Annotated in this window: 16 protein-coding genes; 8 read left to right on the plus strand and 8 right to left on the minus strand. The window is 72.9% G+C overall.

Annotated features, from left to right (window positions below; genetic code table 11):
* Positions 1-92: 92 nt before the first annotated feature.
* Entirely contained in the window at positions 93-695 is a 603-nt protein-coding gene (locus AB0C76_RS04005; protein ID WP_359959278.1) for a dihydrofolate reductase family protein, read from the minus strand.
* 194 nt (positions 696-889) lie between these two features.
* Here AB0C76_RS04005 and AB0C76_RS04010 point away from each other — a divergent pair, with 194 nt between their 5' ends.
* Complete coding sequence (locus AB0C76_RS04010; protein ID WP_359959280.1) at positions 890-2,086, plus strand: M20 family metallopeptidase; 1,197 nt, start codon at positions 890-892, stop codon at positions 2,084-2,086.
* Between the two features lie 41 nt (positions 2,087-2,127).
* Here the strand turns inward: AB0C76_RS04010 and AB0C76_RS04015 are convergent, their stop codons facing one another.
* Positions 2,128-2,640: a hypothetical protein gene (locus AB0C76_RS04015; protein ID WP_359959282.1), complete on the minus strand. Its 513-nt coding sequence runs from the start codon at positions 2,638-2,640 to the stop codon at positions 2,128-2,130.
* A gap of 123 nt (positions 2,641-2,763) precedes the next feature.
* Positions 2,764-3,681, minus strand: coding sequence for a lipase (locus AB0C76_RS04020; RefSeq protein WP_359959284.1), 918 nt, complete (start codon positions 3,679-3,681; stop codon positions 2,764-2,766).
* Positions 3,682-3,836: 155 nt separating this feature from the next.
* Between AB0C76_RS04020 and AB0C76_RS04025 the strand changes: the two genes are divergently transcribed.
* Entirely contained in the window at positions 3,837-4,466 is a 630-nt protein-coding gene (locus AB0C76_RS04025; protein WP_359959286.1) for a TetR/AcrR family transcriptional regulator, read from the plus strand.
* Between the two features lie 142 nt (positions 4,467-4,608).
* Here AB0C76_RS04025 and AB0C76_RS04030 read toward each other — a convergent pair whose 3' ends face one another.
* Positions 4,609-5,058 (minus strand): DUF6299 family protein, encoded by a 450-nt coding sequence (locus tag AB0C76_RS04030; protein WP_359959287.1) that lies wholly within the window; start codon positions 5,056-5,058, stop codon positions 4,609-4,611.
* Positions 5,059-5,250: 192 nt separating this feature from the next.
* On the minus strand, positions 5,251-6,117 hold the full coding sequence (locus AB0C76_RS04035) for a glycoside hydrolase family 16 protein (RefSeq protein WP_359959290.1): 867 nt from the start codon (positions 6,115-6,117) through the stop codon (positions 5,251-5,253).
* A 716-nt stretch (positions 6,118-6,833) separates the two neighbouring features.
* Here AB0C76_RS04035 and AB0C76_RS04040 point away from each other — a divergent pair.
* The 3 genes from AB0C76_RS04040 to AB0C76_RS04050 all read left to right on the plus strand — a co-directional run bounded on the left by AB0C76_RS04040 (position 6,834) and on the right by AB0C76_RS04050 (position 10,207).
* A complete protein-coding gene (locus AB0C76_RS04040; protein WP_359959293.1) occupies positions 6,834-7,103 on the plus strand; it encodes a hypothetical protein in 270 nt (89 codons plus the stop codon).
* Entirely contained in the window at positions 7,096-7,713 is a 618-nt protein-coding gene (locus tag AB0C76_RS04045) for a DUF6879 family protein (protein ID WP_359959296.1), read from the plus strand. The genes AB0C76_RS04040 and AB0C76_RS04045 overlap by 8 nt, the downstream gene beginning before the upstream one ends.
* Positions 7,714-7,903: 190 nt before the next feature.
* Positions 7,904-10,207 (plus strand): tetratricopeptide repeat protein, encoded by a 2,304-nt coding sequence (locus AB0C76_RS04050; protein ID WP_359959299.1) that lies wholly within the window; start codon positions 7,904-7,906, stop codon positions 10,205-10,207.
* On the opposite strand, the gene AB0C76_RS04055 is transcribed toward AB0C76_RS04050, so the two are convergent.
* From AB0C76_RS04055 to AB0C76_RS04065, 3 genes are all read right to left on the minus strand, one after another.
* The gene (locus tag AB0C76_RS04055) at positions 10,185-11,030 is read right to left on the minus strand and encodes a formyltransferase family protein (protein WP_359959302.1); all 846 of its coding nucleotides are present in this window, start codon (positions 11,028-11,030) and stop codon (positions 10,185-10,187) included. The genes AB0C76_RS04050 and AB0C76_RS04055 overlap by 23 nt on opposite strands.
* A gap of 130 nt (positions 11,031-11,160) precedes the next feature.
* Entirely contained in the window at positions 11,161-11,466 is a 306-nt protein-coding gene (locus AB0C76_RS04060) for a GNAT family N-acetyltransferase (protein WP_359959305.1), read from the minus strand.
* 457 nt (positions 11,467-11,923) lie between these two features.
* Positions 11,924-12,469 (minus strand): Lrp/AsnC family transcriptional regulator, encoded by a 546-nt coding sequence (locus AB0C76_RS04065; RefSeq protein ID WP_359959308.1) that lies wholly within the window; start codon positions 12,467-12,469, stop codon positions 11,924-11,926.
* 45 nt (positions 12,470-12,514) lie between these two features.
* On the opposite strand from AB0C76_RS04065, the gene AB0C76_RS04070 reads away from it, so the two are divergent.
* From AB0C76_RS04070 to AB0C76_RS04080, 3 genes are all read left to right on the plus strand, one after another.
* Positions 12,515-13,423, plus strand: a complete 909-nt coding sequence (locus AB0C76_RS04070; RefSeq protein WP_359959310.1) for an NAD-dependent epimerase/dehydratase family protein — start codon at positions 12,515-12,517, stop codon at positions 13,421-13,423.
* The gene (locus tag AB0C76_RS04075) at positions 13,420-14,298 is read left to right on the plus strand and encodes an aldo/keto reductase (protein WP_359959313.1); all 879 of its coding nucleotides are present in this window, start codon (positions 13,420-13,422) and stop codon (positions 14,296-14,298) included. The genes AB0C76_RS04070 and AB0C76_RS04075 overlap by 4 nt, the downstream gene beginning before the upstream one ends.
* Before the next feature lie 259 nt (positions 14,299-14,557).
* Entirely contained in the window at positions 14,558-15,745 is a 1,188-nt protein-coding gene (locus AB0C76_RS04080) for a lanthionine synthetase C family protein (protein ID WP_359959316.1), read from the plus strand.
* The last annotated feature ends 39 nt before the right edge of the window (positions 15,746-15,784 follow it).

Below are 15,784 nucleotides of genomic sequence, written 5' to 3' on the forward strand. Positions count from 1 at the left end.
TGATGCGCTGCTGACGGGTCCTTGACGCCCCGCGCGCAGGAGGTCGACACGGTCGACTTCCTGCGCGCGGGGAGGCGGGACGGGACCGGCGTCTACGCCTCCTCGGCGGGGCCGTAGACGACGTGCAGGACACCCGTCCGGAAGGCCTCGCAGCTCAGCAGCTTGAGCGGGAGCGGCGTGGCGGAGTCGGCGAACAGGCGCTGCCCGTGGCCGACCGCGATCGGGTGGACGAACAGGTGGAGCTCGTCGAGGAGCCGGGCGGCCAGCAGCTGGCGGACGACGGAGACCGAGCCGGACATCGCGATGGCGCCGCCGGGCCCGCTCTTCAGCTCGGTGACGGCCTCGACGAGGTCGCCCCGCAACTGCTCGGAGTTGCGCCAGGTGAACGTCAGCGGGGAGTGCGACACCACGAGCTTGCGGGCGTCGCCGAGCGCCTTGGCCATCCGGGACAGCTGGGACACCTCGGCGACCGCTGCCGCGGCGTCGCCCGCGTCGACCGGGCCGCTCTCCCGGGAGGGCCACGCCCCGGCGAAGCCCTCGTAGGTGGCGCGGCCGAACAGGAGGGTGTCCGCCGAGCCGAGCTGGGCGTTGACGGCCGCGCCCATCTCGTCGTTGTAGTACGGGAAGTGCCACTGGTCCGGCGCTTCCACGACGCCGTCGGCGGCGATGAACAGGCCGGCGGTGATCTTCCTCATGAGGTGTGCTCCCTACGAGCTCGGTGTCGGTCGTCCCGTCAGGTTGGACCGGTCGCGGCGCCGGAACTCATCGGCGCGCGGCGAAGAGCTTCGAGGATCCGGTGTGTTCCTCCGCCGGCGGGTCGTCGGCCGGGCGTGCGGTGGGTATGCTCCCCGCCGCACGACCCGGACTCGGACTCGCTTCGGAGGTACCCGTGGCCCTGCACGACTCCCTGTACGACGACGCGCTCGCGCTGGCCCCGGACCTGGTCCGGCTCCGCCACGACCTGCACCGTCTCCCCGAGGTGGGCCTCGACCTGCCGCGCACCCAGGAGCGCGTGCTGGCGGCGCTCGACGGGCTGCCGCTGGAGATCGGGACGGGCTCCGGGCTGAGCTCGGTCACCGCCGTGCTGCGCGGCGGACGCCCCGGGCCGACGGTGCTGCTGCGCGGCGACATGGACGCCCTGCCGGTCGCCGAGAAGGCCCCGGTGCCGTTCGCCGCCGGGAACGGTGCCATGCACGCCTGCGGACACGACCTGCACACCGCCATGCTGGCCGGCGCCGCGCACCTGCTGGCCGCGCGGCGCGAGCGGCTCCAGGGTGACGTGGTCTTCATGTTCCAGCCGGGGGAGGAGGGTTGGGACGGCGCCGGGGCCATGCTCGCCGAGGGCGTGCTGGACGCGGCCGGCCGACGCCCGGTCGCCGCCTACGGCGTGCACGTGGTCGCGACGATGCCGCACGGGGAGTTCACCGCCCGGCGCGGCCCGATGATGGCCGCCTCGGCCTCGCTGCACGTCACCGTCCACGGCGCGGGCGGCCACGGTTCGGCGCCGCACCGGGCGAAGGATCCCGTCCCGGCGGCCTGCGAGATGGTCACGGCCCTGCAGACCATGGTGACCCGCCGCTTCGACGTGTTCGACCCGGTGGTGATCACCGTCGGGCTCTTCCGGGCCGGCACGCGACGCAACGTGATCCCCGAGACCGCCCGCTTCGAGGCGACCGTGCGGACGTTCTCCGCCGAGGCGCAGTCCCGGGTCGCGGAGGCGGCCGTCGAGCTGATCAGGTCCGTCGCCGCCGCCCACGGGCTGCGGGCGGAGGCCGAGTTCCGTCCCGAGTACCCGGTGACCGAGACCGACGCGGCCGAGACGGACTTCCTGGCGGACACCGTCCGGGAGGCGTTCGGCGAGGAGCGCTTCCGGACGATGACGAACCCGCTGACCGCCTCGGAGGACTTCTCCCGGGTCCTGAACGCCGTACCCGGCTCGTTCGTGATGCTCGGCGCGGCCCCGAAGGGGAGCGACCCCGGCGACCGGGCCCCCAACCACTCGCCGTACGCCGAGTTCGACGACGCGGTGCTCGCCGACGGCACCGCGCTCTACGCCGAACTCGCCGTCCGCCGCCCGGCGGCGTGAACGGGGCGGGTCCCGTCGGCCACGGGACCCGCCCCGGGAGTTCAGTTGCAGTGCACGGTGCCGGCCGCGACGACCCCGCCGCCGGAGAAGTCCCACGTGGGGGTGTCCCCCCAGCACTGGTGACCGCCGGCGTTGAAGTTCATGCTGCCGTGGTACTTGCGGTCGTTGTACACGTTCGGAGCGACCTTGATGAACCCGGAGTCCCACCACCAGCTGCCGGCGTTGGGCCGGGGCGAGCCGGTGTTCGACGCGTGGTCCGAGCTGGACTTCACGTCGATCAGGCCGTTGTGCCAGTTGCCGTTGACGAAGTTGGTGTTCCAGATGTTGACCTCGGTGTACGCGACCTTGTTGTTGGGGTCGCAGTAGTTCCAGGCCAGGTAGAAGTTGCCGATCGTCCGCCCACCGGCCCAGATGTACTGGCCGCCGCCGAGGACGGAGGCACAGGACGTGGAGTTGGCGTGTGCCGTGCCGGTGCCGACGGCGGCGAAGGTGACACTGGTGGCGAGGACGGCGAGCGCGGTGGATGCCGCGCGAACGCGGGCGCTGATGCGCATGATCCCCCCTGACGGGAGTCTGAGAGGTGACTGGAGGCCACCTGACGGTTACGCGTCATGCTTCCACCAGGACCGCCCCGGGTCCAGAGCCGGCACGGGCGGGCGCACCGTCACGGGTGCGGGTCAGACACCGAAGTCGAAGAAGGGGAGGCAGACGAACGGTGCGGCGTGCGCGGGATCGAGCCGGTTCAGGACCAGTTGGGTCACGTTGGGGTCGACGGCCTGGCCGACGTGTCCGGTGAAGTCCAGCCCGCAGACGTCCTGGAGGACGATGTTCGTGGTGTTCGGCCCGTCGAGCAGGCCGCTCGTGTACGGGGTGACGACCTGGTCGTAGCGGGAGACGATGCTGGTGTAGACGGGTCCGGGCACGGCCACCGGCCCGTCGTCGAGCGTCGCCAGGAAGGCGGAGCCGGGCAGGAAGTCCGCGCACGCGCCGCAGCCGACGCCGTCGAGGATCGCCTGGAGGTGGATGGCGGAGGCGAGGGCGCCCAGGCCGTCGAGGGTGGTGCCCCGGAAGTTGGAACCGAAGCCGACGAAACGGTCGACCTTGGCGGCGCCGCCCAGGGCCTTCATGTAGTAGGCCGGGACGGTGGTGCCCTCGGAGTGGCCGACGATGTCGACCTTCGCGGCACCGGTGGCGGCGCGGACCCGGTCGACGAAGGCGCTCAGCTCCGCCGCGCTGCCGGCCATCGGGGCAAGGCCGCCCGCGAGGGGCCCGAGGACGGTCTGCCCGTACGTCTCGGAGTACGCGCAGTAGCCGTGGGCGACGAGGGCCGGGGCCAGGGTGAGGAAGTTGTCCACCCCGTTGCCGCCCATGCCGTGGACCAGCACGACGGGCTCGGGGTGCGCGGCGCTCGGGCGGCAGGACCAGTCGTTCCAGCCGGAGTTGGAGGCGGAGGGGGAGCCGGAGTCGGGGGCGGAGCCGGAGTCGGGGGCGGAGGCGGTGGGGGCGGTGGAGGCGGCCGACGCGGTGGGGGCGGCGACGGCGACGGTCAGCGCGCAGGCGAGCGCGGCGACGGTGCTCCTGAGTCGGTTGCGCATGGGGGAACTCCCTTGGGGTGGAAGGGGTGCGACCCGATGTGAAAACGGCGCGGTTCACATGTGGCCCTACCGGAGAGTAGGACCAACTCAGGTACACGACAAGGGATTTGACAATGACCGTTTTCAAAGATCCATGCGGCCAGGATACTTTGGGCATGAGATCCGGAAGCCGCTATCGAGGCCGGAGCGTCGACGAGCGCCGCGAGGAGCGGGAGCGCCGACTGCTCGATGCCGCACTGGAGTTGATGGGCGGCGAGCCCGGCTACCGGGGGACCACCGTGGCGGCCCTGTGCGCAGCCGCCGGGCTGTCGACACGTCAGTTCTACGAGCACTTCCGGACGTTGGAGGAGGTCCTCACGCGCCTCTACGCCTCGGTGAACGACCGGGCGGAGGCGGAGGTGCTGGCGGCGTTGGGCACGCTCGACCCGGCGACGGCGCCACTGGCCGCCCGGGTCCGGGCCGGCCTCGGCGCCTACGCGCGGGTGACGGCGGGCGATGCCCGCTGGGCGCAGATCGCCTACGTCCAGATCGTCGGAGTCAACCCGACGCTGGAGCGGCTCCGCGCCGACCGCCGCGCGCGCTGGGCGGCACTGCTCGCCACCGAGGCGGACCAGGCCTCCGGTCGCGGCGAAGTGGCCGGACGGGACTGGACGTTGACGACAGCCGCCTTCATCGGCGCGGTCAACGCGCTCCTGCACGACTGGGCGGCGGGCTACGTCGCCGCCGAGTTCGACGAGGTCGTGGCCGAGCTGACGGACCTGCTCCTCGCCCGGCTCACCTACTGACCGACGGCCGGCTGCGGGCCTCGGCGGTCGGGGCGGCGGGTCGGTGTGCGCCGCGGTCCGAAGAGTCCAGAAGCGCACCGCCCTCCCGCGCCACCCCCGCACGCCGGTGGTGCACCGGCGTGCGGGGGCCCGCCGGCACGTGTCACTCGGCCAGCAGTTCGATCGGGGTCTCGGCGGTGGCCACGGTATGGGGGAGCGGCATGCCGTTCGGGCCCATCGTGAGCATGGTGGCCTTCACGGTGGCCGGGCCGGTGCGCAGGAGCGGGCTGGGCCGGCGGCCGTCGGTCATCGGGCGGCCGGTGTTGGTCCAGGTGCGTTCGGTGCCGTCGCACTGCGCCCTGAACCCGCCGATCGACTCGGGGTGGCCGTCCTGGACGACGTTGCTGCCGATCAGGACGACCTTGCCCGGGTGTTCGACGCAGCGGTAGCCGCCGGTCAGGGTCACGGTGCCGTCGTCCGCGAGGGTGCCGCCGCTGACGCTCACCGCGTCGGAGGGGGCGTCCGGCGTGGTGACGGCCGTGGCCGCGGTGCCGGGGGCGGCGAGGCCGATCATCGCGGTGATCACGGCGGCCAGCGTGCTGACTTTGCGCATGGTGGTGGGTCCTCCGAAGGTGTGGTGCGAGTGCACCGACGTACCTACCGCGTGCCGGAGGCCTGCCGCACGCCGCCACCCGCCTCCGGACGCGGCTCCACCCGGATGGCTCTGTGCGGATTCCCGGCACGGCCGAGGTGCCGCGCGCGAGCGTTCGCCGTCCCCGCCCGCGCGGCACCTGCGGAGGGCCGGTCAGTGTCCGGGGAAGGCGGCCGGTCGCTGCCAGGCGCGCACGTAGTCGACCAGCAGGTGGCCTTGACTGCCCGGCGCCGGTGGGATCTTGGCGTAGACGAAGTTGTCGAGGAGGACGTTCACCGGGCCGTTCGACGTCCTGCTGCTGTGGTAGACCATCCGGCCGTCGATCCACCAGTCCGTTCCCGACGGTTCGATGTCGACGCCGTAGGTGTGGAAGTCCGCGGCCGGATCGAACGCGGGCCGGTGCACGGTGCCGGCGGTGTTCGGGCCGGCGGTGTTCGGGCCGGGGCGGGAGATCCCGGGCCACGGGAACCCGGGCGGGGCGTCCTGGCGGCCTCCGCCCGGGTTGTGCTGGGTGAGGTGGAGCCGGGAGTGGTCGTCCGAGTAGAACTCGAAGGCGTCGGTCTCACCGTGGGCGGGGAGCGTGACCCCGGGCGCCGCCCACGTCCACAGGGCCGACCAGAAGCCCTTGGGGGCCGGGAGTTTCGCGCGGATCTCGGTGTAGCCGTACCGGAAGGCGTAGGACGGCGACGAGTTGAGCATGCAGCTGGACCAGGCGTAGTGCTTGCCGCCGGCGCTGGTGATGTCATCCGGTTTCGCGGTGATGTCCAGCGTGCCGCCGGCGACGGTGCAGTTCGCCGGCTGGTCGAATTCGAGCTGCTGGTTGTCCGGGTTGCCCGTCCCGAGCGGGGCGGCGGACCAGTCCGCCTCCGCCTCGGACTGGAACGACCACTTCGTCCGGTCCACCGACGTGCCGTCGAACTCGTCGGCGAACTCGAGGTTCCAAGGGCCTGCGGGCCCTGCGGGCGCGGGCCGCGCCGGGGTGGTCGGCGGCCAGGGTAAGGGGCCGGTCGGAGTCGGCATCGAGGGGAGTGTCGGCACCGAGGGGAGCGTCGGCACCGAGGGGAGTGCCGGCCAGCCGCCGGGGAAGGGCCAAGAACCGGTCCCCGGCGAGGGCCAGGGCCAGGGCCAGGGCTGGACCGCGGCACTCCGGTGCGGCGCCGCCAGGGCCGCCGGGGACACGAGGGCGCACACGGCCGCGCCGGCCATGGCGGCAGCGGCCAACTTCAAGGGTTTCACCGAGGGATCCGCCGTTCTGCGACAGGTCGCGGCCGTCGACGGGACCGCCCGAGGACGACGGCCGGACGTTGGGGGGCCGGGGCGTCGGCCCTGAAGTGGTGAGCGCGCTACCGACGACTCTGGCACCCGTCCCGGGGACTCGCGCGTCGTACGGGCCCGGGTGGGTGACCCGCCGACAACCACGGGTTCGGGAGCGGCTGATGAACGGTCGTCCGGTCCGCCGGACCCACCGTCACCCGCGCCCTTCTTCGCTCTGCCCGGCGGCCGGCTGGCCGACCGACGGACGGCCGGCCGGCCGAGGAGATCCTCCGGGGCCGGCGCGGGCGAAACGTTCACTCAACGGCTCATCGGGCACGACGCGAGTTTGTGGATTTCCAAATTCCGTTAAGCGCATGAGAACAGGAGGCACGGACCGTCTCTTCCGACAAACTCCCTTGACCGTCGCCCGTGGCTGCGCTACATTTTGTCACCCCGATTCTTCTCGTACTGACGGGGAATGCATGGCTGTCAAATGGGAACCGGACCCCGCCGCGTCCTTCGTCCGCCGCCTGGGCAAGTCCTCGCACGAGCTCGGCCAGACCTCCGGCAATGCCAGTTGCCCGGACATCTGGGAGCTGGACAACGGGGACGTCGCGGTCATCGGACGTGACCTCACCGCCTCCTACCAGGGCAGACTTCCCGAGGGCGTGAGCATCGACCCTGGTGAACAGCTCGTCGTCATCCCGCGTGCGACGATCGTCGCGGCGAAGGCGGACATCCCGGATGCATGAACTTCTGGCCGGGGCCGACTGGGAGCGCATGGAGCTCGGGGACTATTACGCGGAATTCGAGGAAATCTTCTGGCGGATCAACGCCCTGGGATTCTGGAAACTGGAGCGCCGGCAAACCTTCAAGGAGCCCGGGTACGACAGCTGGGAGGCTTTCGCCGCCGGAGACTGGGAGAATTCCATGGGAATTCTGGAAGCCGGTCGTTCCGACATGGAGGGCTACCACCGGAGGATCGCCGAACGCGGATTCTCGGCGCGCCGGGTGCGGATCGTGGAGGAGCCGATCAGTGCCTACCTCCAGTGGGAGCTCCACGCCCTCCGCGTCCGCGACCAGAGCGGCGGGCCGATCCGCGTCGTGGGCCCGGAGCAGGTGGCGCGCTTCGAGGCGGGCGGCCTCCTCCCGGAGATCTACACCCTCGGCTCAGAAGTCATGTACGAGGCGGTCTACGACGAAGACGGCGTCCTCGAATCCGTCCGGAGGTTCGCCGACCACGAGCTGATCCTGCGCTGTCGGCAGTTCATCGCCGACCTCTACGCGGAGGGCGAGCCGCTGGAAGCCTTCTTCGCCCGGGAGGTGGCCGTCCTCTCGCCGCCCGCCGGGCAGCGGTGCTGACCGCTCGATGAGCGGATCCGGCCGGAACGGCCCCGCGCCGAACGGACCGCTGCCGAACGGCTCTGCGCAGTCCGGCCATTGGCAGTCGAACCGGATCGCCGGATCCGCGGCCGCGAGGGACGTCGTCCAGGCGCACGACGTTCACGGCGGAATCCACTTCCACCAGCCGGCGGAACGCTCGTTCAGCGTGATGCCCAACCAACTCCCGTATGCGGGCGGCCGTTTCATCAACCGCAGCGGCGAGTTGGGAAGCCTGGACCGGTTGGCCGACGGCGGGGGCGAGGTCTTCGCGCCGTCGCCCGTCGTGGTGGTCACGGGCACGGCCGGGGTCGGCAAGACCTCCCTCGCACTGCACTGGGCGCACCGGGTCCGCGACCGCTTCCCGGCCGGAGCCCTGTACGTCAACCTCCGGGGCCACGACGCGAACGCGCCGGTCTCCCCGGGTCAGGTCCTGGACCGTTTCCTCCGGGACCTGGGGCTCCCCGCCGCGGCCGTGCCGGCCGGCGTGGAGGACCGGGCCTCGCTGTACCGCTCGATGACCGCCGACCGCCGGCTCCTCGTCCTGCTCGACAACGCCGCGACGGCCGCCCAGGTCCGCCCGCTGCTGCCCGGCGCCGCGGGCTCGCTGACCCTGGTCACCAGCCGGAACAGTCTGCCCGGGCTGGTGGCCCGGGAGGGGGCGGACCGGCTCGACCTGGCGCGTTTCCCGGACGCCGAGGCCGTCCTGCTGCTGCGCGCGGTGACGGCCGCGTCCCGGACGGCCGACCGGCCGGACGAACTGGCCGAACTGGCCCGGCTCTGTGCGGGCCTGCCGCTCGCGCTGCGGATCGCCGCCGAACGCGCGGCGGGCCGGCCGCTGATGCTCCTGTGCGAGCTGATCGCCGAACTCAAGGACCGGTCCGCGCTGTGGGAGGTCCTGACGGCGGAGACCGAAGAGGAGACGGACGCGATGCACCACGTGTTCGCCTGGTCCTACCGGGCCCTGCCCGCCGCCGCCGCCCGGCAGTTCCGGCTGCTCGGTCTGCACCCGGGGGACGAGTTCGGCCTTCCGGCCGCCGCCGCGCTGGCCGGGAGCACGGTCGCCGAGGCGCGCCGCCGGCTCGACGTCCTGACCGGTGCCCACCTGGTCGAGGAGTGCGCCCCGGGCCGTTACCGGCTCCACGACCTCCTGCGGGCGTACGCCGTCACGCAGGTCCAGGAGACGGAGTCGGCGGACGTCCGGCGTGACGTCCGACGGCGCGTCCTGTCCTGGTACCTGCACACCGCGGACAACGCGCAGTCGGCGCTGGCGCCGTTCGACCGCTACGCGCTGGACCTGCCGGTTCCGGCGGACGTCGTCCCACTGGCCTTCGACGACCACCCGTCGGCGCTGCGCTGGTACCGCGCCGAGGTCGGCAACCTGGTCGCGGCCACGCGGGCCGCCGCGGAGACCGGCTGCCACGACCTCGCCTGGCGTCTGGCGGTCGTCCTGCGGGCCGTGTTCATGCACCAGAACGCCTTCGAGGACTGGGTGACGACGGCCGAGATCGGCCTCGGCTCGGCCACCCGGGACGGCAGCCGCGCGGGCGAGGCCGAGGCGTACGAGAACCTGGGGAAGGCGTACTTCCAGTCGCGCCGGCTCGACGAGGCCGAGGAGTGCCACCGCGCCGCCCTGGAGATCCGCCGCCGGACCGGTGACCGGTTCGGTGAGGCGGTGTCGGTCAACGCCCTCGGCCTGCTCGGTCTGCGCCGGCGGCGGCTGGACGAGGCCCGGTCGTGCTTCGAGGCCGGCGCGGCTATCTTCGCCGACCTGGGCGAGCGGCGCTGGGCGGCGCTGCTGCTGTCGAACCTGGCCGAGACCCGCTGCGAACTCGGCGACTTCCGCGCGGCGGCCGAGGCACTGGAGCGGGCGCTCGCGGTGTTCCGCGAACTCGGCGACCGGAGCGGTGAGGGCAACGCGCTGCACTTCCTCGGCTGGGCCCGGCGCGGGCTGGGGTCGCTCGCCGAGGCCCGTGCGGCGGCCGGGGCCGCGTTGGCGATCGCGGCCGAGGAGGGCAACGACCTGTGGGAGGCGCACTGGCTCGTCGGGCTCGCCCACGTGGAACGCGCGGCGGGGCGGCCCGCGGAGGCCCTGCGGGCGTGCGAGCGGGCGGTTGACGTCCAGCGGCGGCTGGGCGACCGCAGTCGGGAGGCGACGGCGCTCGACGGGGCCGGGGAGGCCTGCCGCGACCTCGGCCGGAACGACGACGCGATCCGTCTGCACGAGGCCGCCGCGCGGATCCACCGGGAGTGCGCGGACCGGTGGCAGTTGTCGGGTGCGCTCGACAACCTCGCGCGCGCCCTCGGCGGGGCGGGCCGCGAAGAGGAGGCCCGCTGCCACCGGACCGAGGCGCTGGCCCTCCTCGCGGACTTCGACGATCCGCGGGCGGCCGAGCGGCGGGAGCGGATCGGCCGGGACGGGGTCAGCGGGGACGGGATCAGCGGGGACGGGGTCAGCCGGGCGCCGACTCCGTGATCCAGAGCGGGCCGTCGGCGCAGTCGAGACGGATGCCGTCGGCCGGGGTCAGCGCGGTCCGGAGCACCCGGAGGGCGCGCCCGCCGATGTCGACCGTCGGGCCGAGGCCCGGCCCCATGAAACGGAAGGTGCGGACCTGGTTGTGGATCTCGCGTGCGGTGCGGGTGCGATCGATGACGGAGAACTCCGCTTCCATCAGTCCTGCGCGGCTCGCGCGGGCGTCGTCCTGCGGAATTCCGGGAACTCCGTTCGAAATGCGGCCGATCGATTCGGCGAGCAGTCGCCGAATGACCGGTTCCAGCCGTGGCCAGAGGATGTCCGGCGTGACGTCGTCGGGGATCGGGATTCCGTCCTGCTGGGCGAGCACCGGACCGGTGTCGAAGTCCTCGTCCATGCGGTGGACCGTCACGCCGAGGTGGCGGTCCCCGTTGCGGATCGCCCACAGTACGGGCGCGGGCCCCCGGTAGGCGGGCAGCAGCGAGCAGTGGAGGTTGATGACGCCGAGGCGGGGCGTGGCCAGGACCGACGGCGGCAGCTTCCAGTTGAAGCCGTAGACGACGAGGAGATCCAGGCCGTAACCGGCGAGGGCGCGTGCCAATCCCTCGGAGCCGGCCGGCACGAGGAGGTCGACGCCGGCGGGGATCGCACCGAGGAGGGGACCGATCGCTGCGGCCGCGTAGTCGTCCGTCGGCTTTCCGGGCCGCATCGAGCGCGAATACACGTGAACCAGTGGATCGTGCCCCTCCTGTCGGCACACGGAATGGATGGTCTGGAACTCGCGGACCCCGAAGGACGCAATGCCGATGCGCAGATGATCTTCCACGGCTCGGGACCCTAGCAGTCCATCACCTGCCGGAGCGTCAATTCCGCTGTTCCGTCGGCTAAATGACGGCCGACCGGGCGAGAATGAAAAGCTGGCTCGCCGTGCCCCTCCACTTCCGGGGCGGCGCGGCTCAGAGGCCGAAGCGGGCGCGGTGGGAGGTCGGGACGAGGTCGGCGTACTCGGGGTGCTTGGTGATCCAGCCGCGGATGAACGGGCAGTACGGCAGGACGGAGAGCGCCTGCTCGCGGGCTGCGTCCAGTGCGGCGCGCGCCAGCCCGCCGGCCAGGCCGCGGCCCTCGAAGCGGGGGTCGATCTCGGTGTGGATGAAGGCGATCTCGTCGCCGGAGCGGTGGTACTCGGCGAAACCCGCGAGCTCGCCGTCCTCGTGGATCTCGAAACGGGACCGCCCGGGGTTGTCGGTGACGAGGTGTGCCATGGGTTCCTCCTGTGGATTGTTGTGGGGCCGGTGGGCGCCCTCGGGGGCCACACTAGCCGGAAACTAGTTGAAGTCTCAACAGTATGGGCTGCCCATCCTGGACGGCGCGGGGCCCTGCTTCGGGCCGTGGGCCTCCTCGGCGTGATCACCGAGGCCCCCGCGCGGGGGCGGTTTCTAGGGGTCGGTTGGGCGCGGTGGGTGTGCGGTCGGGACGGGGTTCGGGGGTAGGGGGTGTAGGCGCCGTTCGTGTCCAGGGCGCAGCTGCCGCTCTTGAGGCCGTCGACGGCGGTGTGCTTGAGCCGTTCCCGGGCCATGTGGTGCAGGTCCTTGGCCCGGCTCTCCCAGGCCGTTTGGTGCCCGGCGCGGGCCACTCTGATCATGAGCTTGTCGCTCATCGGGGTGGGCCGCTCGGGCGACGTGCGGCGCGCAGCCCGCGGTCGGGCGCCGGTTGCCGGCGCTACGGGGGCGGCGGCGGGAGCAGGACGTTCCGGGTGACGGGGGAGGAGAGGATCACGGACGTCGTGGTGCGGCCGAGGGCGGAGATGAGTTCGATGAGTTCTTCCAGGTGGGTCGTGTCGCGGGCGGCGATCTTGAAGACCCAGCAGTCCTCGCCGATGACGTGGTGGACCTCCAGGATCTCGGGGCGGTGGACGAGTTCCTGGCTGCGGAGGTACTTGACCGTCACGCGTGCGTGCGGGGAGACGCGGACGAAGGCCTGGATGCCGTAGCCGAGGCGGGCGGGGGCGACCTGGGCGGCGTAGCCGGTGACGGTGCCGTCGGCTTCGAGGCGGCGGACGCGCTCGCCGACGGCGGCGGGGCTGAGGTTGACGCGGCGGCCGAGTTCGCTGAGCGTGATGCGGCCCTCGGTCTGGAGGAGCTCCAGGAGGTGCAGGTCGACGGCGTCCAGGGCGCTCTCGGGGCGTGGAACGGGCCGCCCCGAGGAATCGTCGGTGGCCCGGCCCGTCTGCCGTCGGTCTTTCGGTCGCGGCGCCTGAACTCCCATGATCTCCCCTTCATCAGATGACGCCGCACCGTAACACTTGGGGGCATGGAAAACGTGCTGGTCATTGGGGGGAACCGCTACTTCGGGCGGCGGCTGGTCACCCGGCTGCGGGACTCCGGCGCCCGGGTGAGCGTGCTGAACCGGGGGTCGGCGGCCCCGCCGCCCGGGGTGGAGCGGCTGGTTGCGGACCGGGAGGACGCGGCGGCGCTGGGCGCGGTGCTCGCGGGCCGGGAGTTCGACGTCGTGGTCGACCAGGTCTGCTACACGCCGCTGCACGCCGAGGGCGCCGTGCGGGCGTTCGCGGGGCGGGTCGGGCGGTACGTCATGACGTCCACCATCGAGGTGTACGACACCGGGGAGGCCCGGCCGGTCGGCGTTCCGCTCGGCGAAGATGTCGTGGCTGCGGAGAAATGGCCGGTTCGGCCTGAATCGCCGTGGGGCGACGAGAAGTTCAGGGCGGCCCAGTACGGCGAGGGCAAGCGGCAGGCCGAGGCGGTGCTGGCCCGCAGCGGTGCGTTCCCGTTCGTCGCCGTCCGGGCCGGGCACGTGCTGGGCGCCGACGACTTCACCGGGCGCCTCGCGCACTACCGCGAGCGGATCGCGGCCGGGCTCCCGGTGGCCGTCCACCCGGCGAACCTGCCGTCCTCGTACACGCACGAGGCCGAGATGGCCGACGTCCTGCACTGGGCGGCCGGGGCGCGGTTCACCGGGGCCGTCAACGCCTGCTCGCACGGCGAGTTGACGGCTACGGACCTCTGCGACCTGATCGCGGACGGCCGTTCGTACCGGACGGCGGTGCCCGTCCAGGGCGACGAGGCCTCGCCGTTCTCCTTCGACCGCTACTACGGCATGGACAACTCCCGCGCCGAACGGCTCGGTTACACGTTCTCCCACACCCGCGACTGGCTGCCCGAGCTCGTCGCCGAAACGCTTCGACGAGGAGCCGCCGCATGACCACCACCCGCCGCCTCGGCACCCTGCACGTCAGCGCCATCGGCCTCGGCGCCATGCCGCTCTCCGTCGAGGGCCGCCCCGACGAGGAACGGGCGGTCGCGACCGTCCACGCCGCGCTCGACGCCGGCATCACGCTGATCGACACCGCCGACTCCTACCACTGGCACGCCGACGAGTACGGCCACAACGAACGCCTCATCGCCCGCGCCCTCGCCGCGTACGGCCCCGGCGCCGACGGCGTGCTGGTCGCCACCAAGGGCGGCCGCGGCCGGCCCGGCGACGGCTCCTGGACCGTCGACGGCGACCCGGCCCACCTCAAGCGGGCCTGCGAGGGCTCGCTGCGCCGCCTCGGCGTCGAGGCGATCGGCCTGTACCAGCAGCACCACCCGGACCCGCGCGTCCCGTACGAGGACTCGCTCGGCGCGGTGCGCGAGCTGTACGACGAGGGCAAGATCCGGGCGGCCGGCATCTCCAACGTCTCGGTGGAGCAGGTGCGGCAGGCGCGCGGGATCCTCGGCGACGCCCTGGTGTCCGTCCAGAACCGCTACTCGCCGGCGTTCCTCCAGCACTGGCCGGTGCTGGAGCTGTGCACCGAACTCGGTCTCGCGTTCCTGCCCTGGAGCCCGCTCGGCGGCATCGGGCAGGCGGGCTCGGTCGGGAGCGGAGCGTTCGCCGAGGTCGCGGCCGGGCGCGGGGTGAGCCCGCAGCGTGTGGCGCTCGCCTGGCTGCTGGCCGCGTCTCCGGTGATGCTGCCGATTCCGGGCGCGAGCCGGCCGGAGACGATCCGGGACTCGGCCGCTGCGGCCGAACTGGTGCTGACGGAGGAGGAATTGAACGTGCTCCCGGCGGTCGGCCGAGCGGCTGCGCGCGGCTGATTCGCGGGTCGCCCCCGGCGGTCGACGGATACGTGGGTGGGACGGGCGGAATTCTGGGGTCCGATCCCTCATGCGGGCGGGCGACGGACGGTGTTGGCTCTGTGTGTGCCGGAGAGCAGCCCGGCGCGACGCGGCAGCAACTCCACCCGGTGCTGCCGCGTCGGATCCGTGCGGGGGCAGCGGGCAGCGCCCCCGCACGGATCACGCCGTCCTCCCCGGCCGTCGGGGGCGGTCGTTCGCACGAACCGCAGAGGAAGACATGCGTGACGAACCGGACGAGTTCGGGACGGCGGTGGCCGGGATCGCGGCCTTCGTCGCGGCCGCCGCCGACCCCGCGTGCAGCACGCTGTTCCCCACCTGCCCGTCCGCCCACGACACCAACCCGCTGAGCCTCGGCTTCGGCGCGAGCGGCGTCCTGTGGGCGCTGGACGCCTCGGGCGTCCCGCTCCGGCCCGGCTGGAAGGAGTGGCTGCGCGAGCGGCTCGACGCGGTCGACCCGGCGACGTACCCCGGCGGCCTCATGAACGGCCTGGCCGGCCTCGCCTGGACCTCCGACGAGCTCGGATTCCGCGGTCAGGCCCGGACGTTGCTCGCACTGGCCAACCGGCGGGCCGCCGAGTCGGGCGATCACACGTTCTACTACGGCCTCGCCGGCGTCGGCATGACGAACCTGCGCTTCTACGTCCGCGGCCACGACGAACGCGACCTCGCCGCCGCCCTCGACTGCGCGCGGGCGCTGCGCGAGACCGTGCGGCACGACGGCGAACACGCCTACTGGCTCGACGAGTTCAACAAGGTCAGCGAGTTCGACAAGGTCGGCGAGTTCGACGGGTTCTCCGCGAACGGCGCGCTCACGGGTCTGGGTCTCGGCCAGGCCGGCGTGGCGATGTTCCTGCTCAGGATGTACCAGGTCACGGGCGACGAGAGCCATCTGCGGCTCGGCCGCGCCGCCCTCGCGTGGGAGCTGGCGCAGGCCCGACTCGTCGACGGCATGCCCGTGTTCGAGCACGAGGGCGCCAGGGAACCGCACGTCGAGGTGGGCGGCGCCGGCATCGCCAGGGTGCTGCTGCGCTACGGCGGCCTCGACGACGCGCGGGCCGTGCTGCGTGCCCTGGACGCCGGCCGGTCCGGCCTGCCCGGTTGCGGCTCCGGGATGGCCGGCCTCGCCGACGCCCTGCTCGACGCCGCCGAGATCACCGGGGACCGGACCTACCGGGAAACCGCCCTGCGCCGGCTCGACCTCGTCCGCGGGACCTTCCTCTCCGAGCCCGCCGCGCGCCCCGGTCCGCTGCGGGGCGACGGGTCCGCGCGCCTCGGCGTGTCCGGCGAGGACCTGCCGCGCTGCGCGTGCGACTACCTGACCGGCTCGGCGGGTGTGCTGCGCGTCCTGCACCGCGCGCACCACGGCTGTCCCGCGGACTTCCTGCTCGACGAGGTGTCCCGGTGACCGGACTCCGGGCCGGTTCGTGAGGCCGGCGGGCCCGGT

The organism is Kitasatospora sp. NPDC048722, from assembly GCF_040650235.1.
In the GTDB taxonomy this organism is placed as follows: Bacteria; Actinomycetota; Actinomycetes; order Streptomycetales; family Streptomycetaceae; genus Kitasatospora.